General features: G+C 69.9%; 19 protein-coding genes, 3 pseudogenes and 1 riboswitch. Of the genes and pseudogenes, 12 read left to right on the plus strand and 10 right to left on the minus strand.

Annotated features, from left to right (window positions below):
* Nucleotides 1-3: 3 nt before the first annotated feature.
* The gene (locus tag ACWIHT_RS31750; RefSeq protein ID WP_456171731.1) at nt 4-2,004 is read right to left on the minus strand and encodes a beta-galactosidase; all 2,001 of its coding nucleotides are present in this window, start codon (nt 2,002-2,004) and stop codon (nt 4-6) included.
* Nucleotides 2,005-2,225: 221 nt separating this feature from the next.
* On the opposite strand from ACWIHT_RS31750, the gene ACWIHT_RS31755 reads away from it, so the two are divergent.
* From ACWIHT_RS31755 to ACWIHT_RS31775, 5 genes are all read left to right on the plus strand, one after another.
* Nucleotides 2,226-3,560 (plus strand): ABC transporter substrate-binding protein, encoded by a 1,335-nt coding sequence (locus ACWIHT_RS31755; protein ID WP_456171732.1) that lies wholly within the window; start codon nt 2,226-2,228, stop codon nt 3,558-3,560.
* The gene (locus tag ACWIHT_RS31760) at nt 3,557-4,546 is read left to right on the plus strand and encodes a carbohydrate ABC transporter permease (RefSeq protein ID WP_456171733.1); all 990 of its coding nucleotides are present in this window, start codon (nt 3,557-3,559) and stop codon (nt 4,544-4,546) included. Before ACWIHT_RS31755 ends, ACWIHT_RS31760 begins: the two co-directional genes overlap by 4 nt.
* Nucleotides 4,543-5,409 (plus strand): carbohydrate ABC transporter permease, encoded by an 867-nt coding sequence (locus ACWIHT_RS31765; protein WP_456171734.1) that lies wholly within the window; start codon nt 4,543-4,545, stop codon nt 5,407-5,409. Before ACWIHT_RS31760 ends, ACWIHT_RS31765 begins: the two co-directional genes overlap by 4 nt.
* Before the next feature lie 54 nt (nt 5,410-5,463).
* Nucleotides 5,464-6,492: a LacI family DNA-binding transcriptional regulator gene (locus tag ACWIHT_RS31770; protein ID WP_456171735.1), complete on the plus strand. Its 1,029-nt coding sequence runs from the start codon at nt 5,464-5,466 to the stop codon at nt 6,490-6,492.
* A gap of 106 nt (nt 6,493-6,598) precedes the next feature.
* The gene (locus ACWIHT_RS31775; protein WP_456171736.1) at nt 6,599-7,405 is read left to right on the plus strand and encodes an HAD family hydrolase; all 807 of its coding nucleotides are present in this window, start codon (nt 6,599-6,601) and stop codon (nt 7,403-7,405) included.
* 111 nt (nt 7,406-7,516) lie between these two features.
* On the opposite strand, the gene ACWIHT_RS31780 is transcribed toward ACWIHT_RS31775, so the two are convergent.
* Complete coding sequence (locus ACWIHT_RS31780; RefSeq protein ID WP_456171737.1) at nt 7,517-7,984, minus strand: transglycosylase SLT domain-containing protein; 468 nt, start codon at nt 7,982-7,984, stop codon at nt 7,517-7,519.
* A gap of 3 nt (nt 7,985-7,987) precedes the next feature.
* Nucleotides 7,988-8,159, minus strand: a riboswitch (cyclic di-AMP (ydaO/yuaA leader).
* A 263-nt stretch (nt 8,160-8,422) separates the two neighbouring features.
* Nucleotides 8,423-9,554: pseudogene (locus ACWIHT_RS31785) on the minus strand (CocE/NonD family hydrolase C-terminal non-catalytic domain-containing protein); the annotation flags it as partial.
* Nucleotides 9,555-9,558: 4 nt separating this feature from the next.
* On the opposite strand from ACWIHT_RS31785, the pseudogene ACWIHT_RS31790 reads away from it, so the two are divergent.
* Nucleotides 9,559-9,909, plus strand: a pseudogene (locus ACWIHT_RS31790) (RNA-guided endonuclease InsQ/TnpB family protein); the annotation flags it as partial.
* Nucleotides 9,910-10,010: 101 nt separating this feature from the next.
* On the opposite strand, the pseudogene ACWIHT_RS31795 reads toward ACWIHT_RS31790, so the two are convergent.
* Nucleotides 10,011-10,499: pseudogene (locus ACWIHT_RS31795) on the minus strand (oligopeptide:H+ symporter); the annotation flags it as partial.
* Between the two features lie 206 nt (nt 10,500-10,705).
* Here ACWIHT_RS31795 and ACWIHT_RS31800 point away from each other — a divergent pair.
* Nucleotides 10,706-11,716: a polyprenyl synthetase family protein gene (locus ACWIHT_RS31800; RefSeq protein WP_456171738.1), complete on the plus strand. Its 1,011-nt coding sequence runs from the start codon at nt 10,706-10,708 to the stop codon at nt 11,714-11,716.
* A gap of 6 nt (nt 11,717-11,722) precedes the next feature.
* Here ACWIHT_RS31800 and ACWIHT_RS31805 read toward each other — a convergent pair whose 3' ends face one another.
* Nucleotides 11,723-12,289 (minus strand): hypothetical protein, encoded by a 567-nt coding sequence (locus ACWIHT_RS31805; protein WP_456171740.1) that lies wholly within the window; start codon nt 12,287-12,289, stop codon nt 11,723-11,725.
* Nucleotides 12,290-12,603: 314 nt separating this feature from the next.
* On the opposite strand from ACWIHT_RS31805, the gene ACWIHT_RS31810 reads away from it, so the two are divergent.
* The 3 genes from ACWIHT_RS31810 to ACWIHT_RS31820 are packed head-to-tail and all read left to right on the plus strand — an operon-like array spanning nt 12,604 to nt 15,695.
* Nucleotides 12,604-13,812 (plus strand): LolA family protein, encoded by a 1,209-nt coding sequence (locus ACWIHT_RS31810; RefSeq protein WP_456171741.1) that lies wholly within the window; start codon nt 12,604-12,606, stop codon nt 13,810-13,812.
* Nucleotides 13,813-13,849: 37 nt separating this feature from the next.
* Nucleotides 13,850-14,833, plus strand: coding sequence for an ABC transporter ATP-binding protein (locus ACWIHT_RS31815; RefSeq protein ID WP_456171742.1), 984 nt, complete (start codon nt 13,850-13,852; stop codon nt 14,831-14,833).
* The gene (locus ACWIHT_RS31820) at nt 14,820-15,695 is read left to right on the plus strand and encodes an ABC transporter permease (RefSeq protein ID WP_456171743.1); all 876 of its coding nucleotides are present in this window, start codon (nt 14,820-14,822) and stop codon (nt 15,693-15,695) included. The genes ACWIHT_RS31815 and ACWIHT_RS31820 overlap by 14 nt, the downstream gene beginning before the upstream one ends.
* 37 nt (nt 15,696-15,732) lie before the next feature.
* On the opposite strand, the gene ACWIHT_RS31825 is transcribed toward ACWIHT_RS31820, so the two are convergent.
* The gene (locus tag ACWIHT_RS31825; RefSeq protein ID WP_456171744.1) at nt 15,733-16,320 is read right to left on the minus strand and encodes a flavodoxin family protein; all 588 of its coding nucleotides are present in this window, start codon (nt 16,318-16,320) and stop codon (nt 15,733-15,735) included.
* Between the two features lie 62 nt (nt 16,321-16,382).
* On the minus strand, nt 16,383-16,997 hold the full coding sequence (locus ACWIHT_RS31830; RefSeq protein ID WP_456171745.1) for a DUF6668 family protein: 615 nt from the start codon (nt 16,995-16,997) through the stop codon (nt 16,383-16,385).
* Between the two features lie 207 nt (nt 16,998-17,204).
* Here ACWIHT_RS31830 and ACWIHT_RS31835 point away from each other — a divergent pair, with 207 nt between their 5' ends.
* Nucleotides 17,205-18,605, plus strand: coding sequence for a tetratricopeptide repeat protein (locus ACWIHT_RS31835; protein WP_456171746.1), 1,401 nt, complete (start codon nt 17,205-17,207; stop codon nt 18,603-18,605).
* A 44-nt stretch (nt 18,606-18,649) separates the two neighbouring features.
* Here ACWIHT_RS31835 and ACWIHT_RS31840 read toward each other — a convergent pair whose 3' ends face one another.
* The 3 genes from ACWIHT_RS31840 to ACWIHT_RS31850 all read right to left on the minus strand — a co-directional run bounded on the left by ACWIHT_RS31840 (nt 18,650) and on the right by ACWIHT_RS31850 (nt 21,169).
* On the minus strand, nt 18,650-19,138 hold the full coding sequence (locus ACWIHT_RS31840; protein ID WP_456171747.1) for a VOC family protein: 489 nt from the start codon (nt 19,136-19,138) through the stop codon (nt 18,650-18,652).
* Nucleotides 19,139-19,197: 59 nt separating this feature from the next.
* Entirely contained in the window at nt 19,198-20,178 is a 981-nt protein-coding gene (rarD, locus tag ACWIHT_RS31845; protein WP_456171748.1) for an EamA family transporter RarD, read from the minus strand.
* Nucleotides 20,179-20,314: 136 nt separating this feature from the next.
* Nucleotides 20,315-21,169 carry an SDR family oxidoreductase gene (locus ACWIHT_RS31850; RefSeq protein ID WP_456171749.1) on the minus strand — a complete coding sequence of 285 codons (855 nt, stop codon included), beginning with the start codon at nt 21,167-21,169 and terminating at the stop codon, nt 20,315-20,317.
* 89 nt (nt 21,170-21,258) lie between these two features.
* On the opposite strand from ACWIHT_RS31850, the gene ACWIHT_RS31855 reads away from it, so the two are divergent.
* Entirely contained in the window at nt 21,259-21,672 is a 414-nt protein-coding gene (locus tag ACWIHT_RS31855) for a winged helix-turn-helix transcriptional regulator (RefSeq protein WP_456171750.1), read from the plus strand.
* The last annotated feature ends 107 nt before the right edge of the window (nt 21,673-21,779 follow it).

The raw sequence follows: 21,779 nt of genomic DNA on the forward strand, positions 1-21,779 counted from the left end.
GATTCAGCGCGGGTCGCGGAAGACCTCCACCCCGCCCGCCGGTACCGCCGCCCGACTCCCGTCCGGCAGCACCACCTTCACCTCGCTCCCGGTGTGGTTCACCGCGAAGCGGAACGTCCCCGACTCGCCCTCCCGCACGACGAGTTCGACATCGCGGGGCAGGTCCACCGGGGTGATCCCGGCGTCCGCGAGGGCCAGGTCCACCACGGCGGCCAGGTCCGCGCCGGTCAGCCGCGTCGCCAGGTACCACGCCGCCCCCGACCCCATCGCGTGCCGCGTCAGCGCCGCCCCGCCCGCCGTACGACCGTCCGCGAACACCGCGACCGTCTCGCAGCCCGCACCCGGGATCACGACCTCCGACCACAGATCCGCCTCGTACAGCGCGCCGTCCGTCCCCCGAACCGACACCACCTCACCCGGCAGCAACGGGTCGAACTCCTCGACGGTCAGGCCGAGTACGTCCCGCAGCGCCCCCGGATACGCGCCCGGATGCAGCGTGTCGTTCTCGTCGACGATCCCGGAGAAGAAGGAGACCAGCAGCGTTCCGCCCCGCGACACGTACCGCTCCAGGTCGGCGCCGACCCCCGCCGGAGCGGAGTACAACTGCGGTACCACCAGCAGCGGATACCGTGCCGGGTCCAGGTCCCCCAACCCCGTCGGCGGCAGGAAGTCCACCGTCAAGTGCCGGTCGTACAGCGCCTCGTAGAAGGAATCCAACCGTTCCCGCGCGTCCAGGTCCTGGCTCGGCCGCCACTCCAGGCTCTGCGCCCACCAGGAGTCCCACGACCACACCATCGCCACGTCACCCCGGGTCCGCGTGCCCCTCAGGTCGGCGAGGCCCGCGACGCGTCGCCCGAGTTCCGTCACCTCACGCCAACCCCGGTTGTCCGTACCGGAGTTCGCCAGCATCGCCGTATGGAACTTCTCCGCGCCCGACTGCGACTGCCGCCACTGGAAGAACATCGCCCCCTCGGAGCCCCGGGCCACATGCCCGAGCGAGTTGCGCGCCATCTCACCGGGACGCTTCGCGGGGTTGTACGGCTGCCAGTTGACCCCGGACGTCGCGTGTTCCAGCAGCAGCCACGGACCCCCGCCCGCGACCGAGCGCGTCAAGTCCGCGGCCAGCGCCAGATTCACGTGCGTACGGCGGCCGTCGGTCATCAGGTAGTGGTCGTTGGTGACGAGGTCGACCTCCTTCGCCCAGGCCCAGTAGTCGACGGTCTGGCCCTGGCTCGGCGCGACCATGAAGTTGGTGGTGACGGGGACGCCGGGGGAGAGGCGGTGCAGGATGTCCCGCTCGGCGACGAAGTTGGCGCGGGCCTGCGCGTCGGCGAAGCGGTGGTAGTCGAGTTGCTGGGTGGGATTGCATACGGACGGGGTCGCGCGCGGCGGGGTGATCTCCGCCCAGTCGCCGTACTGCTGGCCCCAGAACGCCGTTCCCCAGGCGTGGTTGAGGGCGTCGAGAGTGTCGTAGCGCGCCCGCAGCCACCCCCGGAAAGCCGCCGCGCAGACGTCGCAGTAGCAGGCGAGGACCGGGGCGCCGTACTCGTTGTGGACGTGCCACAGGACGACGGCCGGGTGGCTGCCGTAGCGCTCGGCCAGCGCCCGCGTGATCGTCGTCGCCGCCGCCCGGTACTCGGGGTTCGAGTGGCAGATCGCGCCGCGCGAGCCGAAGGCGAGGCGCACGCCCTCCCGCGTCACCGGCAGAGCGGAGGGGTGCGATCGGTAGAACCACGCCGGCGGTACGACGGTCGGCGTGCCGAGGTTCACCGCGATGCCCGCCCCGTGCAGCAGGTCCATCACCGTGTCCAGCCATTCCCAGTCGTACGCACCCGGTCGCGGCTCAAGACGGGCCCAGGAGAACACGCCGAGCGAGACCGCCGTGACCCCGGCCTCCCGCATCAGCCGTACGTCCTCCTCCCAGACCTCCCGCGGCCACTGCTCGGGGTTGTAGTCACCACCGAAGGCGAGCGGCAGACGGTCGTGCGGGGCGGGGGACGGCATGGGTTCACTCCCGAAGGTGGACGGTAAAACTCGGCTGTTTCTGTGATCGTGCACATGAATGCTCGCGGCTCGCACCCATCAGCAACAAGTAGGTAACCCCAGGCAACACCCATTGACAAGGGTCCGAAACAATTCTCTACTGTGCACGGTCACAGAGCCGTGCGGAGCATGCGGGACGTCCGATGGGACGTCGGAGGCCGGCTCGCACTCAGTCAGGGGAGATGAACATGTCGATCTACCGCCACCAGTTGAGCAGGCGCGGCATCCTTGCCGGGGCAGCAGCCGTCGGCCTCACCGGCACCCTCGCCGCCTGCGGCGGTTCCGACGACGACTCCGGCAAGAGCAGCGGGCCCGTCAAGCTGACCTACTGGTCCTGGGCGCCGAACATGGACAAGGTCGCCGCGATCTGGAACAAGAAGAACCCGGACATCACGGTCACCGTGTCCAAGCAGGCCGCCGGCCACGACATCCTCTCCAAGCTGATCACCGCGAAGAAGGCGGGCAACGCCCCCGACCTGATCCAGGTCGAGTACCAGTCGCTGCCGACGCTGGTCTCCAACGACGTGCTCGCCGACATCTCGAAGTACGCGAAGTCCGTCAAGTCCGAGTTCGCCGAAGGCCTTTGGGGCATGGTCACGCTCGGCACCGACGCCGTGTACGCGATACCGCAGGACTCCGGGCCGCTGATGTTCTTCTACCGCGAGGACCTGTTCAAGCAGCACAACCTGACCGTCCCCACCACCTGGGACGACTTCGCCAAGACCGCCCGCGCCGCCAAGAAGGCACTTCCGGACGCCTACTTGACGACGTTCTCGTCCAACGACCCCGGTCTGTTCGCCGGGTTGGCGCAGCAGGCCGGTGCCAAGTGGTGGACCGTGCAGAGCGGCGGCAAGTGGACCGTCGGCATCGACGACGCGGCGACGAAGAAGGTCTCCGACTTCTGGGGCGGGCTCGTCCAGGAGGGCGTGATCGACAACCAGCCCATGTACACGCCGGCTTGGAACAACGCGCTGAACAAGGGCACCAACATCGCCTGGGTCTCCGCCGTGTGGGCGCCCGGTGTGCTGGTCAGCTCGGCCCCCGACACCAAGGGCAAGTGGCGGATGGCCCCGCTGCCGCAGTGGAGCGCGGGCGAGGACGTCACCGGCAGCTGGGGCGGCTCCTCCACCGGTGTCTCCACCGACTCCAAGCACGCCGAGGCCGCGGCCAAGTTCGCGACCTGGCTGAACACCGACCCGGAGGCGCTGGCCGCCCTGGTCAAGGAGGTCGCCATCTACCCGGCGGCCACCAAGGGCCAGTCCGGCTCGGTGCTCACCCCGCCCGCGTTCTTCCCGAACCAGACCGACTTCTACGACACCGCCGCGAAGATCGCCGCCACCACGGCCGCCTCCGCCTGGGGCCCGAACGTCCAGGTCGCCTACGACACCTTCAGCGACGCCTTCGGCAAGGCCACCAAGGCGAAGAAGGCCGCCCAGTTCGACACCGCGCTCGCCACCATGCAGTCGGCGACCTTCACCGACATGAAGAAGCAGGGCTTCAAGGTGACCGAGGCATGACCGCCACTCCGCTCAAGGGCTCCGGCCGCACGACGGCCGGGCCCTTGGCGGACGGCACCGCCACCACCGTCCGCCCCCGCCGCATCCGCCGCCGTGGCCGCAGCGCGCCGTACTGGTTCCTGGTACCGGCCGTGCTCCTGTTCGCCGCCTTCACCGTCGTACCGATCGGGTACGCGGTGTGGCTCAGTCTCCACAAGGTCCAGGTCAAGGGCATCGGCCTCGGCAAGGGCGCCCGTCAGCAGGTGTGGAACGGCCTCGGCAACTACACCGACGTCCTGAACGACTCCGAGTTCGGCCACAGCGTCCTGCGCGCCTTCGGCTACGGCCTGATCGTCATCCCCACGATGCTCGGTCTGGCCCTGGTCTTCGCGCTGATGCTGGACACCCCGCGGGCGCGCAGCGCCAAGTTCGCCCGCCTCGCGATCTTCCTGCCGTACGCCGTCCCCGGCATCATCGCCGCCCTCATGTGGGGCTTCCTCTACCTCCCGACGGTCAGCCCCTTCTACTACCTGCTGCGCGAGTTCAACCTCCCGCAGCCCGACCTGTTCGACGGCGGCAACCTGTACCTGTCCTTCGCGAACATCGCGGTGTGGGGCGGCACCGGCTTCAACATGATCGTGATCTACACGGCCCTGCGGTCGATCCCGCAGGAGATCTACGAGGCCGCCCGCATCGACGGCGCCTCCGACCTGAAGATCGCCCTGCGCATCAAGATCCCGATCGTGATGCCCTCCCTCGTGCTCACGTTCTTCTTCTCGGTCATCGCCACCCTCCAGGTCTTCACCGAGCCCATGGCGCTCAGGCCACTCACCAACGGCCTCTCCAGTTCCTGGAGTCCGCTGATGGCCATCTACGACGCCGCCTTCCTCAGGTCGGACATCTACGGCGCCTCCGCCACCGCGGTGGTCCTGGCCCTGGCGACCTTCCTGGTCTCCTTCACGCTGCTGCGCGTCTCCGACCGCTACACCCGGGAGGACCGGGCATGACCCCCCTCACCCTCACCGCCGCCGACACCAAGCCCAAGCGCACCGCGTGGGTTCCGACCCTGGTGCTGATCCTCGGCTCCCTGTACTGCCTGATCCCCGTGGCCTGGGTGGTGATCGCGGCGAGCAAGGGCCAGGGCGAACTCTTCTCCACCTTCACCTTCGCCCCCGGCACCGGCTTCCTCGACAACCTCAAGGAGCTGAGCTCCTACCGGGACGGCATCTACTGGGAGTGGATGGTCAACTCCCTCCTCTACGCGGGCGGCGGCGCCCTGCTGTCGGCCGCGGTCTCGGCCGCGGGCGGCTACGCGCTGGGCCGATTCGCCTTCAGGGGACGGGAGTTCATCTTCAAGCTGATGCTGGCCGGCGTCCTCGTCCCGAGCATCGTGCTGACCGTCCCGCAGTACCTGCTCCTCTCCAAGACGGGCCTGGCCGACTCGTACTGGTCGATGCTCCTGCCGTCGATCCTCTCTCCCTACGGCGTCTACCTCGTCCGGATCTACGCGGCCGCCGCCGTGCCCGCCGAACTCCTCGAAGCGGCCCGCATGGACGGCGCGAGCGAGTGGCGGATCTTCTCGCGGATCGCGGTCCCGATGATGATGCCGGGGCTCATCACGGTGTTCCTGTTCCAGTTCGTCGCCATCTGGAACAACTTCCTGCTGCCGTACGTGATGCTCGCGGACGACACCAAGTTCCCGCTCACGCTGGGCCTTTACACCCTGCTGGCCCAGGGCGCCTCCCAACCGGCGCTCTACACGCTGGTCATCATGGGCTGCTTCCTCGCGATCCTGCCGCTGATCGCGCTCTTCCTGGTGATCCAGCGGTTCTGGTCCCTGGACCTGCTGAGCGGCTCGGTCAAGGCGTGAGAAGCATGTAGCGAGTACCTCCCCCCACCGCACTGAACCGGCAGAACGAGGACCATGACCACCAGTCCGAACGGACGCCGTAAACCGCCCACCATCCACGACGTGGCCCGGGAGGCAGGCGTCTCCCGGGGGACCGTCTCCCGCTTCCTCAACGGCGGCCACTACGTCTCACCGGCCGCCCGCACCGCCGTGGAGACGGCGATCAGGAAGACGGGCTACGTCGTCAACCGGCACGCCCGCTCCCTGAGCACCGGACGGTCGGACTCGGTGGCGTTCCTCCTCACCGAACCGCAGGAGAAGTTCTTCGAGGACCCCAACTTCAATGTCCTGCTGCGGGGTTGCACCGAACACCTGGCCCGCCACGACATCCCGCTGCTCCTGATGCTGGCCTCCTCCCGGGACGACCGCCGCCGCCTCACCCGCTACATCACCTCGGGCCACGTGGACGGCGTCCTCCTCGTCTCCAACCACAGCGGCGACCCGGTGGCGGCCGAACTCCGCGACGCCGGCATCCCGTTGGTGGCCTGCGGCAAACCCCTGGGCACGGCCTCCAAATACAGCTACGTGGCAGCGGCCGACCGGGACGGCGCCCAGGAGATGGTCCGTCACCTCATCGCACGGGGCCGCCGCCGCATCGCCATGGTCACCGGCCCGCTCGACGCACCGGGCGGCCCCGACCGCCTGGCCGGCTACCGCGACGTCCTCACCGAAGCGGGGCTGCCCCACGACCCGACCCTCGTGGTCGAGGGCGACTACCGCCGCACGGGCGGCGAGGAAGCGGCGCGGCGCCTCCTCGCCCAGGCCCCCGACATAGACGCGGTGTTCGTAGCCTCCGACCTCATGGCCCTGGGAGTCGTCAACACCCTTCAGCAATCCGGCCGTTCGGTCCCGGATGACATCGCTGTCGGAGGCTTCGACGACTCGGCGGCGGCCACGGCGATCACCCCCGCCCTCACGACCATGCGCCAGCCCTACGACCGCATCAGCGCCGAGATGGTCCGCATGCTGCTCGCGCAGATCGCCGGCGAGGACACGGCGGGCGTGATCCTGCCCACCGAACTGGTGATCCGGGAGTCGGCATAACCGCCGTAACTGTCAAACCAACCGGAACTCGGGTCAACGGATGTGAAGGCAGCAGCCGTCCGGTTCGTGTCGAGTCGGTGGGGCGTTCCATCCGTATTCTCTGATCATGGCCGCACCCCTCGCATATGCACTGATCGCCACCGACCTGGACGGAACGCTGCTGCGCGGCGACGACACACTCTCCGACCGGTCCCGCAACGCACTCGCGAGGGCGGCGGCGGCCGGCGCCCGGCACCTGGTCGTCACCGGCAGGCCCGCCCCGAGAGTGCGCCCGCTCCTCGAAGACCTCGGCAGCAGGGGGCTCGCGGTGTGCGGACAGGGCGCCCAGTTGTACGACGCCGGTGCGGACCGTCTGCTCTGGTCGGTCACCCTGGACCGTGAGCTGGCGGAGACCGCGCTCGGCAAGATCGAGGCGGAAGTGGGCCAGGTCTACGCGGCGGTCGACCAGGACGGAGTGGACGGCCTCACGCTCATCGAGCCCGGCTACCTGATGCCCCACCCCACGCTCCCCGCGGTGCGTGTGGGGAAGCGCGACGACCTGTGGTGCGAACCGATCAGCAAGGTGTTGCTCCGTCACCCGGCCCTGGAGGACGACGAGTTGGCGTCCACGGCGCGCTCGGTGGTCGGTTCCCTGGCCTCGGTCACCATGTCCGGCCCCGGCACCGTCGAACTCCAGCCACTCGGCATCACCAAGGCGACGGGCCTCGCCCTGGCGGCCCACCACTTGGGCCTGACCCCGTCCGACACCATTGCCTTCGGCGACATGCCGAACGACATCCCGATGTTCGACTGGGCAGCACATGGAGTGGCGATGGCCAACGCCCACCCGGAGTTGAAGGCAGTAGCCGATGAGGTAACGCTGTCGAACGAGAACGACGGCATCGCGCTGGTACTTGAAAGACTCTTCAGCTGAAGGTCTTCAGGGGCGCGGGGCTGTGTCAATTTGCGGCTCCGCCGCGCGGGCGCGACCAGCCACGACGGCGGTGCCACTCAAAACACAACCCGTCATGGCTGGTCCACGTTTCTAGTAAGCCCCGTAAACGTTGTCGATCGACCCATAAACCGCCGCAGCGTAATTGCACGCAGCCGTGATGTTCGCAACCGGGTCATAAGGATCAAACGCAGTCCCGGCAACGTGATACGCGTTGAACGTCGGGTCGATCACCTGGAGCAGCCCCTTCGACGGCGTACCCGCCGCCGCGTTGGAGTCCCAGTTGTTGATCGCGTACGGGTTGCCGGACGACTCACGGATCACGTTCCGGTAGATCCCGTTGTACGTCCCCGGAATCCCCTTCTGCGCCATGATCGCGAGCGACTCGCGGATCCACCCGTCAAGGGTGTTGGGGTACCCGGCGGCGGTGGTCGAGGCGGTGGTGGCCGCGGACGCGGTGGTCGCCCCGACGACGGGCAGCGCGAGGATCGCGACACCGGTACCGGCGACAACGACACGGCGGACAAGGCGGGCGCGGCGGGACTGAGCGGATGCAGGCATGACGAGGTTCCTCTCCGTCGCCTGCGAGGTGAGCTGTCGGGTTCGGGCTGGGAGGTGCCCGGCCACGCCCTCACGGACGTGACTTAACCCCAAGCCGTCCCGGTCGTGCTGACCGGTCCGGCGACTTACCTGGGTCCCCCGCTCCTGCCGTGCGAGAAGTTCGTGACTGGGATGCCGGGCGGCGGCAGGATTCGGCGTTCCGCTCGACAGGCCCGGAAACTATGCGAGAGCACATGTCCGGAACAAGTGGCGGAATCACACCTAACCCCTATTGACCTTGATCTGAGGCGTATGGGGCACTTGATCCTTTGCGTAAGCCAAGGTTCAACTGTCAATCGCCACAAGGGGAAACGCGAACACACGGGACCACAGGTCACGCACAGAAACGCGTGACCCAACTCACGGCAGGATTAAGAACGGCAAATCGGGCATTCGCCCTCAACTGGCAGTTCTCGGAATCCTTTTCTCCCAAGTGCGGTGAAAGATCACTTCGCCGCCCTCGGTGCAGATCACCTCATTCGAGGTAATAAAGTCCGTTTCGTCGCAAGTAATCTCCGACCGCGTGCGCACGGTCGTGTCCCATCCCAGCTCCGGCCGATGCAGCCGGATCGTCCAGTCGGACCGCGTACGGGCGGACAACGGTTCCGCCTCGTCGATCGTGTACGTCTCCAGCGCGTCCTCGGTGAACTCAAGCCCGTCCGGATACACCCGCGTGCCCCCCGTACCGGGGGTCCACCTCCAGCCGCCACTCGCCCTTCGCCACATCCCGTACGACCAGCCGCTCGGGCCGCGGCTCGTCCAGCGTGGCGGGGTAGTTGACCCCGATCGGCGCGGCCTCCTCGGGCTCGTCGAAGCGAATAACAGGCCCCAACTCCTGCTCCCGAACCGGGAGTTCCATCGCACTCCCCTCCGGGTCCAGCGTGAACCCCGCCGCCGACTCCGGCTGCGGCCAGATCCACGGCCAGTACGCCGACGACACCGCGAGCCGGATCCGATGCCCCGGCGGGAACGCGTGCCCGATCCCGTTCAGCTCGAAGGTCACGTCCTCCGTGGCACCCGGCGTCCAGGGCACCGCCCGGTCTCGCCCGAACCGCGCCGACAGATTCAGCACACCCCGGGTGACCAGCGTCGAGGAACCGTCCGGGGCGACATCGCACAGCCGCGCGGTCACTTGCCCGCGCTCCACCCCACTCGTCAGCCGCAGCCGCACCCTCGGCCGCCCCAGCACCCACGTCTCGGCCGGCACCTCGAACTCGAAGCACGCCGACCGCGCGTCCTCGTCCCGCTGGTCCGGCGGCAGATCGGCGTCGTTCCCGAAGGGGAAGAAACGGCCTGCGTCCACCCCGGTGTGCATGGGAGAGCGGACGATCACGGGCGCGCCCCGGAGGCCGTACGTCGTCGTCTTCACGTGCGGCGAGGGCCACGCGGGCTCGCCGACCCAACGGCCCGGCAGGGTGTCGTAGACCGTGGCCGGAGGATGCGAGTCGCTGACGTAGGCGCGCAGGAGTGGGTCGGCCGTCACGCCTGTGTCCTCGCCCTTCAGCCAGTGGTCCCACCAGCGGAGGGTCTCCTACATGAGCAAGGCTCCCGCGCCGAAGCCCGATCCCGACCGGCCGGGTGCGTTCCTGCCCAACGGGGCGGCGGCGAAGGCCGGGCTCAACCGCTCGATCACCGATGCCGGTTGGGGGGTGTTCCTGACGATCCTGCACGCCAAGGCTGAAAACGCCGGACGGGAAGTGATCGCCGTGGACCCCCGCAACACCTCCCGGCGGTGCCCCCAATGCGGGCACACCGCCAAGGAGAACCGGCCCACTCAGGAGAAGTTCCACTGCGTCTCGTGCGGCCATCACGCGCATGCGGACACGGTGGGAGCGATCAACGTTCTACGGGCCGGGCTGGTCCGTCGCGAAGCCCAACCGGCATAGCGAGAAGCCACCCTCTTCAGGGGGTGGAGGAGTCACGTAGTAGAGCGCGAAACCAACCAACCCCACCACCGGACCGACCGAACCGACCGAACCGGACACCGAGCCGAACCGGCGTCCCGGCGGTCGTCGTCGGTGCGGTAGAGCTTGCCGACCATGGTGGCCACGTTGGGTTTGAGCAGGCCGGTACCGGCGCTGATCAGGCCGAGGCCCACCCAGGTCATCGTGCCCGTGGGGACCGCCATCGCGTAGTGCCCGCAGGCGATCAGGATCCCGCCCCACAGCACCGCGCGGTACGAGCCGAGGATGCGGTCGGCGAGCCAGCCGCCCGCGACCGAGACGAGATAGACCAGGGTTCCGTAGGCTGCGGATACGGATGCGGCCGTTCCGGACGACATGCCCATGCCGCCGTGCGCGACGGTATCCGCGAAGTAGAGGACGAGGATGGCCTGCATGCCCAGGAACGAGAAACGCTCCCAGACCTCAAGACCGGAGAGCGTGAGCAGGCCCTTGGGCTGCCCGAGGAAGGCGGTGTCGTCCTCGGGGGGCGGCTGGTCGGCGGGCTCGGCTTCGAGTGCGGTTCGGGACGCCATCCGCGGCTTCCACCTAAATAGATAGTTATCCGTTCTTATCAGGTGATCAAAAACATACCGGTCGTGATCCGATACCGCCCGGCCTGCACTGTGGTGGGTGGCACCTGTGATCGAAAGCCGACCGGATACGCTGACTTGAGTGAAGGCAGCGACCTATCGACAATCCGTGTGACCGCCCAGGGACACCAGCAGACAGGAGACCCCTCGTGACCGTCGTCGGGCCGTTCGGGCTGAGCGTGCGGGACCAGGCTCTGGAAGCCGATGTCCAGGCCGGAATGGCGGCAGTCGAGGAGGGTCTGCTCGAAGCTACCAAGAGCGAGGTGCCCTTCATCACGGAGGCCGCCCAGCATCTCGTGCGCGCGGGCGGGAAGCGGTTCAGGCCGCTCCTCGTGATGCTCGCCGCACAGTTCGGCGATCCCTACGCGCCGGGTGTCGTGCCCTCGGCCGTCGTCGTCGAACTGACCCACCTCGCCACGCTCTACCACGACGACGTGATGGACGAGGCGGGCGTACGGCGCGGGGTGGAGAGCGCCAACACCCGCTGGGGCAACTCGGTCGCGGTCCTCACCGGCGACTTCCTCTTCGCGCGCGCGTCGCACACCCTGGCCGACCTCGGGCCCGAGGCGGTGCGCGTGCAGGCCGAGGCGTTCGAACGGCTGGTCACCGGCCAGATCCTGGAGACCGCGGGGCCCTCCGACGGGCGCGACCCGGTCGAGCACTACCTCGACGTGCTCGGCGGCAAGACCGGCTCCCTGGTCGCGGTCGCCTGCCGCTTCGGCGCGATGATGTCCGGCTGCGACGAGACCGTCGTCGACGTCCTCACCCAGTACGGCGAGCGGCTCGGCGTCGCCTTCCAGCTCGCCGACGACGTCCTGGACATCGCCTCCGACGGCCACGAGTCCGGCAAGACCCCCGGCACGGACCTGCGCGAGGGCATCCCCACCCTGCCGGTGCTACGGCTCCGGGAGCGGGCGGACCGCCTCGGGCTCGCCGAGGACATCGCCCTGTGCGAACTGCTCGACTCCGACCTCACGGACGACGACCGCCTCGCCGAGGCCATCTCCCGGCTCCGCGACCACCCGGCCCTGGAGCAGGCCCGCCGCGACACCGTCCGCTACGCGGAGGACGCCCGCGCGGCCCTCGCCCCGCTCCCCGAGTGCGACGCCAAGGTCGCCCTCCTGGAGATGTGCGACGCGGTGGTGCACCGGGCGGGCTGAGCCCGTTCAGTAGCCACCGCCTCCCGTGTTGTTTCCTGTGCTGCCGGAGGTGGTGGCTGACGTGGCCTTCGCTCCGGTGGGCGTCACCGCCCACCACGTGCCGTCCACGCCCTGACCGTGGGCCTCCTTGGGCTTGTGGTCGTCGGCGTACCGGTACAAGGGCCAGCCGGCCAGGGTGAGCTGTGAGGTCCCGTCCGAGCGCTTGACCGTCGAGACGAGCTTCTTGTCGATGCCCTTGACGGTCACGGAGCCCTTCGCGGTCACGGAGCCCTTGACGGTCGCCGCGGGCCAGACCACGGCGCAGGTGCCGTAGCAGGTGACCTTCGTCGGGTGGACCGAGTCGGCGTCGAAGCGGTAGAGGACGTACCCCTTGCCGTCGGTCACGACGGTCCCCACCTTGCCGACCTTGGCGGTCATGAGGGTCGTCGACGTGGTGACGGCGGCGGCCGGAGCGCCGGCCGAGCCGCCGTTTCCACTGCTGCCGCTGCCGCTGCTTCCGCATCCGGCGAGTGCGAGCGCGAGGATCGCGGCGCCCGTGGCCGCGTATCCGGTGAGGTGCTGGGTGGCGTGCATGGCGACCCCTTCGGTCGATGCGGTGTGCTGCCACCCATATGTACGGATTCGGTGCGGTTTCTGCTCGATACCGGTCAACTGCCCTGTGCGGGCGGCGCCTTCCCCCTAGGGGTTCGAGGAGGCGCCGCCTCCGTGTGTCATACCCCAGACGTACGCGGAGTTGGCTCCCCGGTCTGACGCTTGTTCCTCGCGGATTTGGTCAGATGGAGAACACGGAAATCACCACTCCTCACCGATTCGGGTGAGAATGGCGGCGCAGGGTGGGACACGCAGAAGACGGACCGGCCGCCGCCGACGACGGAGGTAAGGCAGACATGGCACCGTACGAAACCGACGACAGCACGGACACCGGAGAGCGCGACGAGCTCCGGTCCGGGCGGCGCAGGGCGGCGCGGTACATCGTCCCGGTCACCGTGGTGGGGGTCGCGGCGGCGACGATCGGGCTGGTCCCGGCGCTGGCCGACTCCGGCGACCCGAATCTCCCGAAGATCACCGCACAGCAGCTCCTCGACAAGGTCGCCAAGTCGGACGTCCAGCAGCTGTCCGGCACGGTCAAGATCAGCACGGACCTGGGCCTGCCCGACCTCGGCGGCCTGGAGAGCGGCATGCTGTCCGGCGCCACCAAGTCCGGCGACGGCTCCTCCGCCGACCCGAGCGCCAAGCTCACCGAGCTGGCCTCCGGCAGCCACACCCTGCGCGTCGCGGCCGACGGCCCCGACAAGCAGAAGGTCTCCCTCCTGGAGAACGCGGCGGAGTACAGCCTCATCCACAACGGCAAGGACGTCTGGGGCTACGACAGCCAGTCGAACGAGGTCTACCACGCCACGACCGCCGCCGACACGTCCAAGAGCGACGAGACCCGGGCCACGCCCAAGGGCCTCACCGACGAGGCGCTGAAGTCGGTCGACGACACCACCTCGGTCACCGTCGACGGCACCGAGCACGTCGCGGGCCGCGACGCCTACAAGCTGCTGATCAAGCCCAAGCAGTCCGGCACGACGGTCGGCACCATCAGCATCGCGGTGGACGCGAAGACCGGCCTGCCGCTCAAGTTCACGCTCACCCCGGCGAGCGGCGGCGCGGCCGTCGTGGACGTCGGCTTCACCCAGCTCAGCCTCGCCAAGCCGGCCGCCTCCACCTTCGACTTCAAGGTGCCCAAGGGCGCCAAGGTCACCACGGAGGACAGCACCGAGAAGGCCGTCCCGGCTCCGGAGCACTCCGCCCCGTCCGGCAAGGGCCTCGGCAAGGGCTCCGACGACCCGACGGTCCTCGGCAAGGGCTGGAACTCCATCGCCGTCTTCGAGACCGGCGGCCAGGGCATCCCGACCGGCGGTTCCTCGTCCGGCGGCGGCGACCTCGGCGGCTTCCTCAGCTCGCTCGGCGACCAGGTGAAGGGCTCGTTCGGTTCGGGCACGGTCTACTCGACCCGGCTGATCAACGCCCTGGTCACCGACGACGGCAAGGTCTACGTCGGCGCGGTCACCAAGAGCGCGCTGGTGAAGGCGGCCGACGCGGCGAAGTAAGCAAGTACCTTGTGGAGCACGGGAATTGAGGGAGCCGATGGACGAACCGTCCGCTGCGGAGACGGAATCACGGCAGGTGGTGGACGCGGGTGACGGCATCATCGCCACCCGCGGCCTCACCAAGCGCTTCCGCGGCGGACAGCTCGCCGTCGACGGTCTCGACCTGACCGTCCCGGTGGGCAGCGTCTTCGGCTTCCTCGGTCCCAACGGCTCCGGCAAGACCACCACCATCCGCATGCTGATGGGCCTGATCGAACCCACCTCCGGCACGGCCCGCGTCCTCGGCCGCCCCATGCCGAGATCCGTCCGCACGGTCCTGCCGCAGGTCGGCGCCCTGATCGAGGGCCCCGCCCTCTACGGCTTCCTCTCCGGCCGCGACAACCTCCTGCGCTACGACGCCGCCGACCCGACCGCCGACCCGCGCACCCGGCGGACCCGCGTCGCCGCCGCCCTCGACCGGGTCGGCCTGACCGCGGCCTCCGGCAAGAAGGCCAAGGCCTACTCCCTGGGCATGAAGCAGCGCCTCGGCCTCGCCTCCGCACTGCTCCAGCCCCGCAAGCTGCTCGTCCTGGACGAGCCGACCAACGGCCTCGACCCGCAGGGCATGCGCGAAATCCGTTCCCTGATCCGGGAGTTGGCGTCCGACGGCACGACGGTCTTCCTCTCCTCCCACCTCCTGGACGAGATCGAGCAGGTCTGCACCCACGCGGCGGTCATGGCCCAGGGCAGACTGATCACCCAGGGCTCGGTGACCGAGCTGGCGGCGGGGACGCGGGGTCGGCTGTTCGTCGCGACGCCCGACACCGGCGACGCGGCACGCGTGCTGAAGGAACAGGGGCTGGCGGACGTGGTCGTGGCCGAGGAGCGGGTGACGGCCGAGCCGCCGGACCGTGAACTGGCCGAGGTGAACAAGGCGTTGGTGACCGCCGGGGTCCGCGTCCGCGGCTTCGGCGTCGAACGCGCCTCCCTGGAGGACGCGTTCGTGGCGCTCACGGGGGAGGGCTTCGATGTCGCAGGCTGACCTCGCCGTACGGGCGCCGCGCCTGGTGTGGACCTTCGGACTGCTGCGCAGCGAGCTGGTGACGACGTTCCGGCGCTGGCGCACGCTCGCGCTGCTCGGCGTCCTGGCCGCCGTACCGATCCTGGTCGGCATCGCGGTCAAACTGGAGACCCAGGACGGGTCCGGGCCCGGCCGCGGGGACGGCGGGGGAGGACCGGCGTTCATCGCCCAGATCACCAACAACGGCCTGTTCCTGGTGTTCACCGCCTTGGCCGCGACCCTCCCGTTCTTCCTGCCCATGGCGATCGGGGTCGTCGCGGGCGACGCGATCGCGGGCGAGGCCAGCGGCGGCACCCTGCGCTACCTCCTGGTGGCCCCGGCGGGCCGCACCCGACTGCTGCTCACCAAGTACGCGACGGTGATGACGTTCTGCGTGGTCGCCACGCTCGTGGTGGCGCTCTCGGCGCTTACGGTCGGGGCGCTGCTCTTCCCACTCGGCGACCTGACGACGATCTCCGGCACCCAGATCAGTTTCGCGGACGGCCTCGGCCGGGCGTTGCTGATCGCGCTGGTGGTCGCCGCCTCCCTCATCGGCATAGCGGCCCTGGGGCTCTTCATCTCGACGATGACGAGCAGCGGCATCGCGGCGATGGCGACGACCGTGGGCCTGCTGATCACCGTCCAGATCCTCGACCAGATCCCCCAACTGCACGCGCTCCAGCCGTACTTCTTCTCCCACTACTGGCTGTCCTTCGCCGACCTCATGCGCGACCCGGTCTACTGGGACGACCTCGTGAAGAACCTCGGCCTCCAGGTCCTCTACGCGGCGGTGTTCGGCTCGGCGGCCTGGGCGAGGTTCACGGCGAAGGACATCACGGCGTAGGGCAGCACGGCGTAGGGCGTCACGACGTGGGGCCGGGTCAGCTCTCGGTCTCGTGCGGGAAGCGTGCGAGGGCCGCGTCCTGTGCGAAGAACGTCTTCGCGCGGGACAGCGCCCGCTCGTCCTTCAGTACGTCGCCGCGGGCGCTGCCGTTGCCCAGCAGGACCCCGCCGAAGCGCATCTTCATGTACGCGGCCGAGTTGTTGAGCGTGCCGACCAGCGGATCGGCGACCACCTCTTCCTCCTCGGCGAGGACGGAGACGCCCCAGAGGGTGCGGCCGGCCATCGTCGCCTTGAAGTCGGCGCCGGGGACGCGCAGCCAGTCGGACCAGTAGTCCAGGTAGCGCTTGGTGAGGCCGGACACGGAGTACCAGTAGACCGGCGAGGCGATCACGACGTCGGTCGCGGCGAGGGTGGCGTCGAGGAGCCGCCTGACGGTGTCGTCGCTGGGCGCGTGGACCACGCCGTCGTGCCGGATGTCCACGAAGTCGGGGAGCGGGTGCTCGGCGAGGCGTATCCACTCCTGCTCGACGTCCGGGGGCAGTTGTTCGGCGGCCCGGCGGGCGAGCAGCTCGGTGTTGCCGTCGGTGCGGGCGCTGCCCAGGACGAAGAGGAAACGGCGGGTCATGGGTCCCCCAGAGATAGTCGGCGCACGATTGTTATAGCCGTCTGCATTATATGCGCGCGCAATTACTTGTCCATGGGGTGGGGATGCGGGTGTGAGTGCGAGTGCGGGCGCGGGTGTGGGTGCTGGGGTCGGTCCGCCCCCGTGAGCCGGACGAGGGCCTCGGTCTCGCGGGGCGGCTCACCGCTCAGGTCGCCGAGCCGCCAGGCCTGCACCCAGGGCACCCGGTACACGTCGATCACCGACTCGATCGCCCTGACGTGCGCGGCCAGCTGGCGCGGCAGCCGCCCCGGCGCGTCCGCGACGAGGACCACCGCGTCGAGGTCGAGACCGGCCGGCGCCGCACCGCGCCGGAACATCTCCACGGCCCGCGAGACGGACGCCAGCCCGGCTGCGTGCGTACGGGCGACGAACAGCACCGACGGCGGGTCCTCGGGCCCGGGCCAGTCGCGTCCGCAGTCCTGGCCGCCGTAGACCGTGGTGAGGGTGGTGACGCCGGCGCCGCCGTGGGTGGCGACCCAGGAGAAGCGGCGCGGGGAGACGGGGACAGGGGAGACGGGGGCAGGGGTGGCGGGGATACTGGAGGCGCGCTCGGGTGCCGCAGGTGTGCCCGTGCGTGGACCGTCGTCCACCGGTCCGCGGAGCCAGATCTCCGGCCCTCGCCGTCCACCTGTCTGCATGACCGAGCTCCTCCCTCGTGGCCCCCGCCGGATCCTCACGGCCTCCGAACGGGCGCGACGGGTCCGGGGACTCCTGGGACGAGGCTGTGACGTCGCGGTGACCTGAGAACCGGAAGGGAACGGCGAGACTCAACAGTACGCGTACGAACGGATCTTGACGCTGGGGAGCGCCGGCCGGCTCCCCGGCGCATGCGAGTGAGGGAACCGATGTCTCGACTCAGCCGCGAGAAGAAGCGGGAACAGAAGCGAGCGGCACGCTCGGCACCCGCGGCGTCACCCTTCGAGGTACGCGTCCCCGTGGACGGCCCGGGCGCGGGCGGCGCGTCGATCGGCGGAGTGCCGGTCACCGTGCCTCCCGGCGAGGAGATCCAGCAGGTCGTCCTGACCCACCTCCACCGCATCGCCACGGCCACCGGCCACCCCGTCCACGCCACGATCCACGACGACCGCATCGGTTATGTCGTCCCCCTCCAGATAGACCTCGACGGCTCCACGCACTTCACGGCGGAGCCGCGGGCGACGGGGGGCGCGGCGGGGGTGGGCGAGATCGGGGCGGCGCCCTCGGGTGCGGGGGCTCCGGTCGGCTTTCCGCCACCGCCGCCGCAGCAGCCCGCGCTTCCGCCCGCGTCTCCGCGTGCGCTTCCGCCCGCACTCCCACTCGCGCTCCCGCCCGCGGTTCCTGAGGACCGTCGGCCGGGCGGTGACCCGGTGACGCATCGGCTGCGGGCGGTGCCGGTGTCCGAGCGCGAGGGAGGGGCGGCGGGGCAGGTGGTCCCGACCTTCCCGTTGCGGGCGGTGCCCGAGTCGGCGGGGGAGACGGCGCCGACGTTCCCGTTGTCCGCCGTACCGGAGTCGGCGTCACAGACCGGCACACCGCTCGGCTCGGTCCAGGCCCCGACGGGGCAGTTCGGCCCGCCACCGAGCATGGACGCGCCACCGGGGGCCATCGCTACGTCCGCACCCAGTCCTAGCCCCAGTCCCAGCCTCGCGCCAGTATCCGCACCCGCCCCCACCCCCACTCCCGCCCCGATCCCCGACCTGGTGCTCACCGCCCCCGAGCCGGATCCCAAGCCGACGCCCGCCCGTGGGTTCGACGCGGTGGCCGAGGCCGTGCTTGGGGACGATCCGATGGTGACCGCCGGAGAGGGCGTCGCGTTTCTCGCGGAGCCGATGGCGCGGATCAACGAGGCCGTGAAGGCGGGACGCATCGAGGAGGCGGCGGGGCTCGCGGAACGGACCGTGGACGAGGCCGCCGGCGCCCTCGGGCCCGACCACTCCGAAGTACTGCGGCTGCGCGAACTCACCGCCTACATCGCCTACTTGGCCGGTGACCCGGTCCGCTCCTTCCACCTCTCCCTCGACCTCGCCCACATCCGCCACCGCGCCCACGACGCGGAGGGCGCCTACGGCAGCGTCCAGAGCGCGGCCACCGCCTGGCGTGCCGTACGCGACCCCGGGCAGGGCCTGTCCCTCGGCCGCGCTCTGATCGACCTGTGGACCGAACTCGCCAACGAGGACGGTCCCGCCGTCGAGGACATCGAGCAACTGGAGTCCGCCCGCGCCCGGATGGGCCGCCTCACCGAACGCGCCCGCCGGGCCACCGACTGAACCCCGTCGCGGGAAAGGCTGCGGGAAGGACTGCCGGAAGGGCTTTATGACACGCAGAACTCGTTGCCCTCCGGGTCCGCCATCACCACCCACGCGCCGGCGGGCTCCGACACCTGGCGCAGCACGCTCGCGCCCAGCCCCGTCAGCCGTGCCACCTCGGCCTCCCGCCGTCCCTCGCCCGGATGCAGATCGATGTGCAGCCGGTTCTTGACGGTCTTCGCCTCCGGCACCCGCTGGAACAGCAGCCGCCGCCCGAGCCCGGTGCCGCGCTCCTTGTCGTACGGGTCGTCGGGATGCCGTACGGCCATCAGGTCGCGGAAGGCCGGGCGGCCGTGGAAGTCGACGGTCGCGGCGGCGGGCAACGCGCCCAGTTCCAGGAGCCGTTCGACGAGCGCGCTGTTGTCCTCGGCCTCGTAGCGCAGCGCGGCGGCCCAGAAGTCCGCCTGCGCGTGCGGGTCGGCGGCGTCGATGACTAGCTTCCAGTGGACGGGGGCGGGGGCGGGGGCGCCGGTCGGCTCGGGAGTCTGTGTCATGCCATTCACTGTGGCACCCGCCACTGACAGTCGCCCCCGACCGGGGTGTGTCCGCCGGACTACGCCTCGACCGGGTTCACCGGGTTCGGGTCCCGCAGGGCTGTGACCACCGTTGCCGCTGCCGCTGCCGCCCTGCCCTTCCGTGCCGTGCGCCACGCGTCCGTCGTCAGCAGGACCAGTGCCAGCCACACCAGTGCGAAGCCCGCCCAGCGTGCGGGTGGCATGGACTCGTGGAAGTAGAGGATGCCGAGGAGGAACTGGAAGACCGGTGCCAGGTACTGGAGCAGGCCCAGCGTGGACAGCGGGACCCGGATCGCCGCCGCGCCGAAGCAGACGAGGGGGAGTGCGGTGACGATGCCGGTGGAGGCGAGGAGGGTGGCGTGGCCGATGCCTTCCTGGGCGAAGGTCGCCTTGCCGTGCGCGCCGAGCCACAGCAGGTAGCCGAGCGCGGGCAGGAACTGGATCGCGGTCTCCGCGGCCAGCGACTCGATGCCGCCGAGGTTGACCTTCTTCTTCACCAGGCCGTAGGTCGCGAAGGAGAAGGCGAGGCAGAGGGAGATCCAGGGCGGCTGCCCGTAGCCGACGGTCAGCACGATCACGGCGGCGGCGCCGACGCCGACCGCGGCCCACTGCGCCGGGCGCAGCCGTTCCTTCAGGAGCAGGACGCCGATCGCGATGGTGACGAGGGGGTTGATGAAGTAGCCGAGCGAGGCCTCGACGACATGGCCGCTGTTGACGGCCCAGATATAGACGCCCCAGTTGACGGTGATGAAGCCCGCGGCGATCGTGACGAGCCCCAACTTGCGCGGCTGGCGCAGCAGTTCGCCGATCCAGGCCCAGCGCCTGACCACGAGCAGCGCCACGGTGACGAAGGCGAGCGACCACACCATCCGGTGGGCGAGGATCTCGGCGGCGCCGGCCGGCTTGAGCAGCGGCCAGAACAGCGGGACCAGGCCCCACATGCCGTAGGCCGCGAAGCCGTTCAGCAGTCCTGTGCGGTGCTGTTCGCCCTTCGGCCTCCCGCTCGGCTTCCCGCTCACGGGCCCCTCCTTCGCGCGCCACGCCCCGGCCGCGTCGGTGCAGCCTGCACGAAGGTAGCGCCGAGCGCCCCCGTCTGTCATGCCCGTATCGCCATACGGTCATGACAGACGGGGGCGCTCCCGCGCGCGGGCGGTGTCAGCCCTTGAGCGCGAGTGCGATCGACTCGGCGATCGGCGTGGTCGGACGGCCGGAGAGGCGGGACAGGTCGCCGGTCGCGACGACCAGTTCGCCCTTCTCGATGGAGGCGTCGACACCGGCGAGGATCGCGGCGAACGGCTCGGGCAGTCCGGCGCCGGTGAGGATGCCGACGAGGACCTCGCCGGGGACGTTGTTGTGGGCGATCTCCTTGCCGGTCTGCCGGCTCAGCTCGGCCGCGTACTCGGCGAAGCCCCAGGCCTCGTCGCCGCCCAGTTCGTACGTCTGGTTCTCGTGGCCCTCGCCGGTCAGTACGGCGACGGCGGCGGCGGCGTAGTCGGCGCGGGAGGCGGAGGAGACGCGGCCGTCACCGGCGGCGTTCACGACGGCGCTGTGCTCCAGGACCGGGGCCAGCTGCTCGGTGTAGTTCTCGTTGTACCAGCCGTTGCGCAGCAGGGCGTACGGCAGACCGGAGGCGAGCAGCGCCTCCTCGGTGCCGCGGTGGTCGTCGGCCAGGGCGGCGGTGAGAGAGCCCGGGGCGCTGGTGTACGCGAGCAGCGCCACATCGGCGGCCTTCGCGGCCTCGATGACGACCTTGTGCTGCTCGACGCGGCCCTTGTCGAACTCGTTGCCGGAGATCAGCAGCACCTTGTCGCCGGCGGCGAAGGCGGAGTCGAAGGTCTCGGGGGTGTTGTAGTCGGCGACGACGATCTTCACGCCGCGCTCCGCGAAGTCGGCGGCCTTCTCCGGGGTGCGCACGACGGCGGTGATCCGGTCGGCCGGAACCTTCTCCAGCAGCTGTTCCACTACGTGACGGCCGAGGTGTCCGGTGGCTCCGGTGACGACGATGCTCATGATGACAACTCCTTGTGGGGTGCGATGGCACTAACCCTAGGAGGTGCGCTAACTCTGCGAAAGTACCCACTTTGAAGTAAGGTACGGGCATGACGGTAAGCATCGAGGTGACGGGCAAGGCGGCGGCCGAGGCGACGGGCAAGTACACCGTGGGCGCGGTGATGTGCCCGTACCGCCTGGTCCTGGAACACGTCACGTCCCGCTGGGGCGTCCTCGTCCTCATCGAACTCCTCGACCGCCCGTACCGCTTCAGCGAACTCCGCCGGGCGATCGGCACCGTCAGCGAGAAGATGCTGACCCAGACCCTCCAGACCCTGGAACGGGACGGCCTGGTCCACCGCGACGCGAAGCCGGTCATCCCGCCGAGGGTCGACTACTCCCTGACCGGCCTGGGCCGCGAGGCGGCCGAGCAGGTGCGGGCGCTGGCGCTGTGGACGGAGGCGCGGATGGCGGAGGTGGAGAAGGCGCGGGAGGTCTACGACGCGGCGAAGGGGCGGGGCTGAGCAGGAGCGATGTGGGGTGCCCCGGGCGACTTGGGGCATGTGCACGGCGCCAGGGGGCACACATGTGTCAGGGCGTTGGTCGACATGTGAGACCCAACCATCCATGC

Source organism: Streptomyces sp. NPDC002276 (assembly GCF_053891435.1).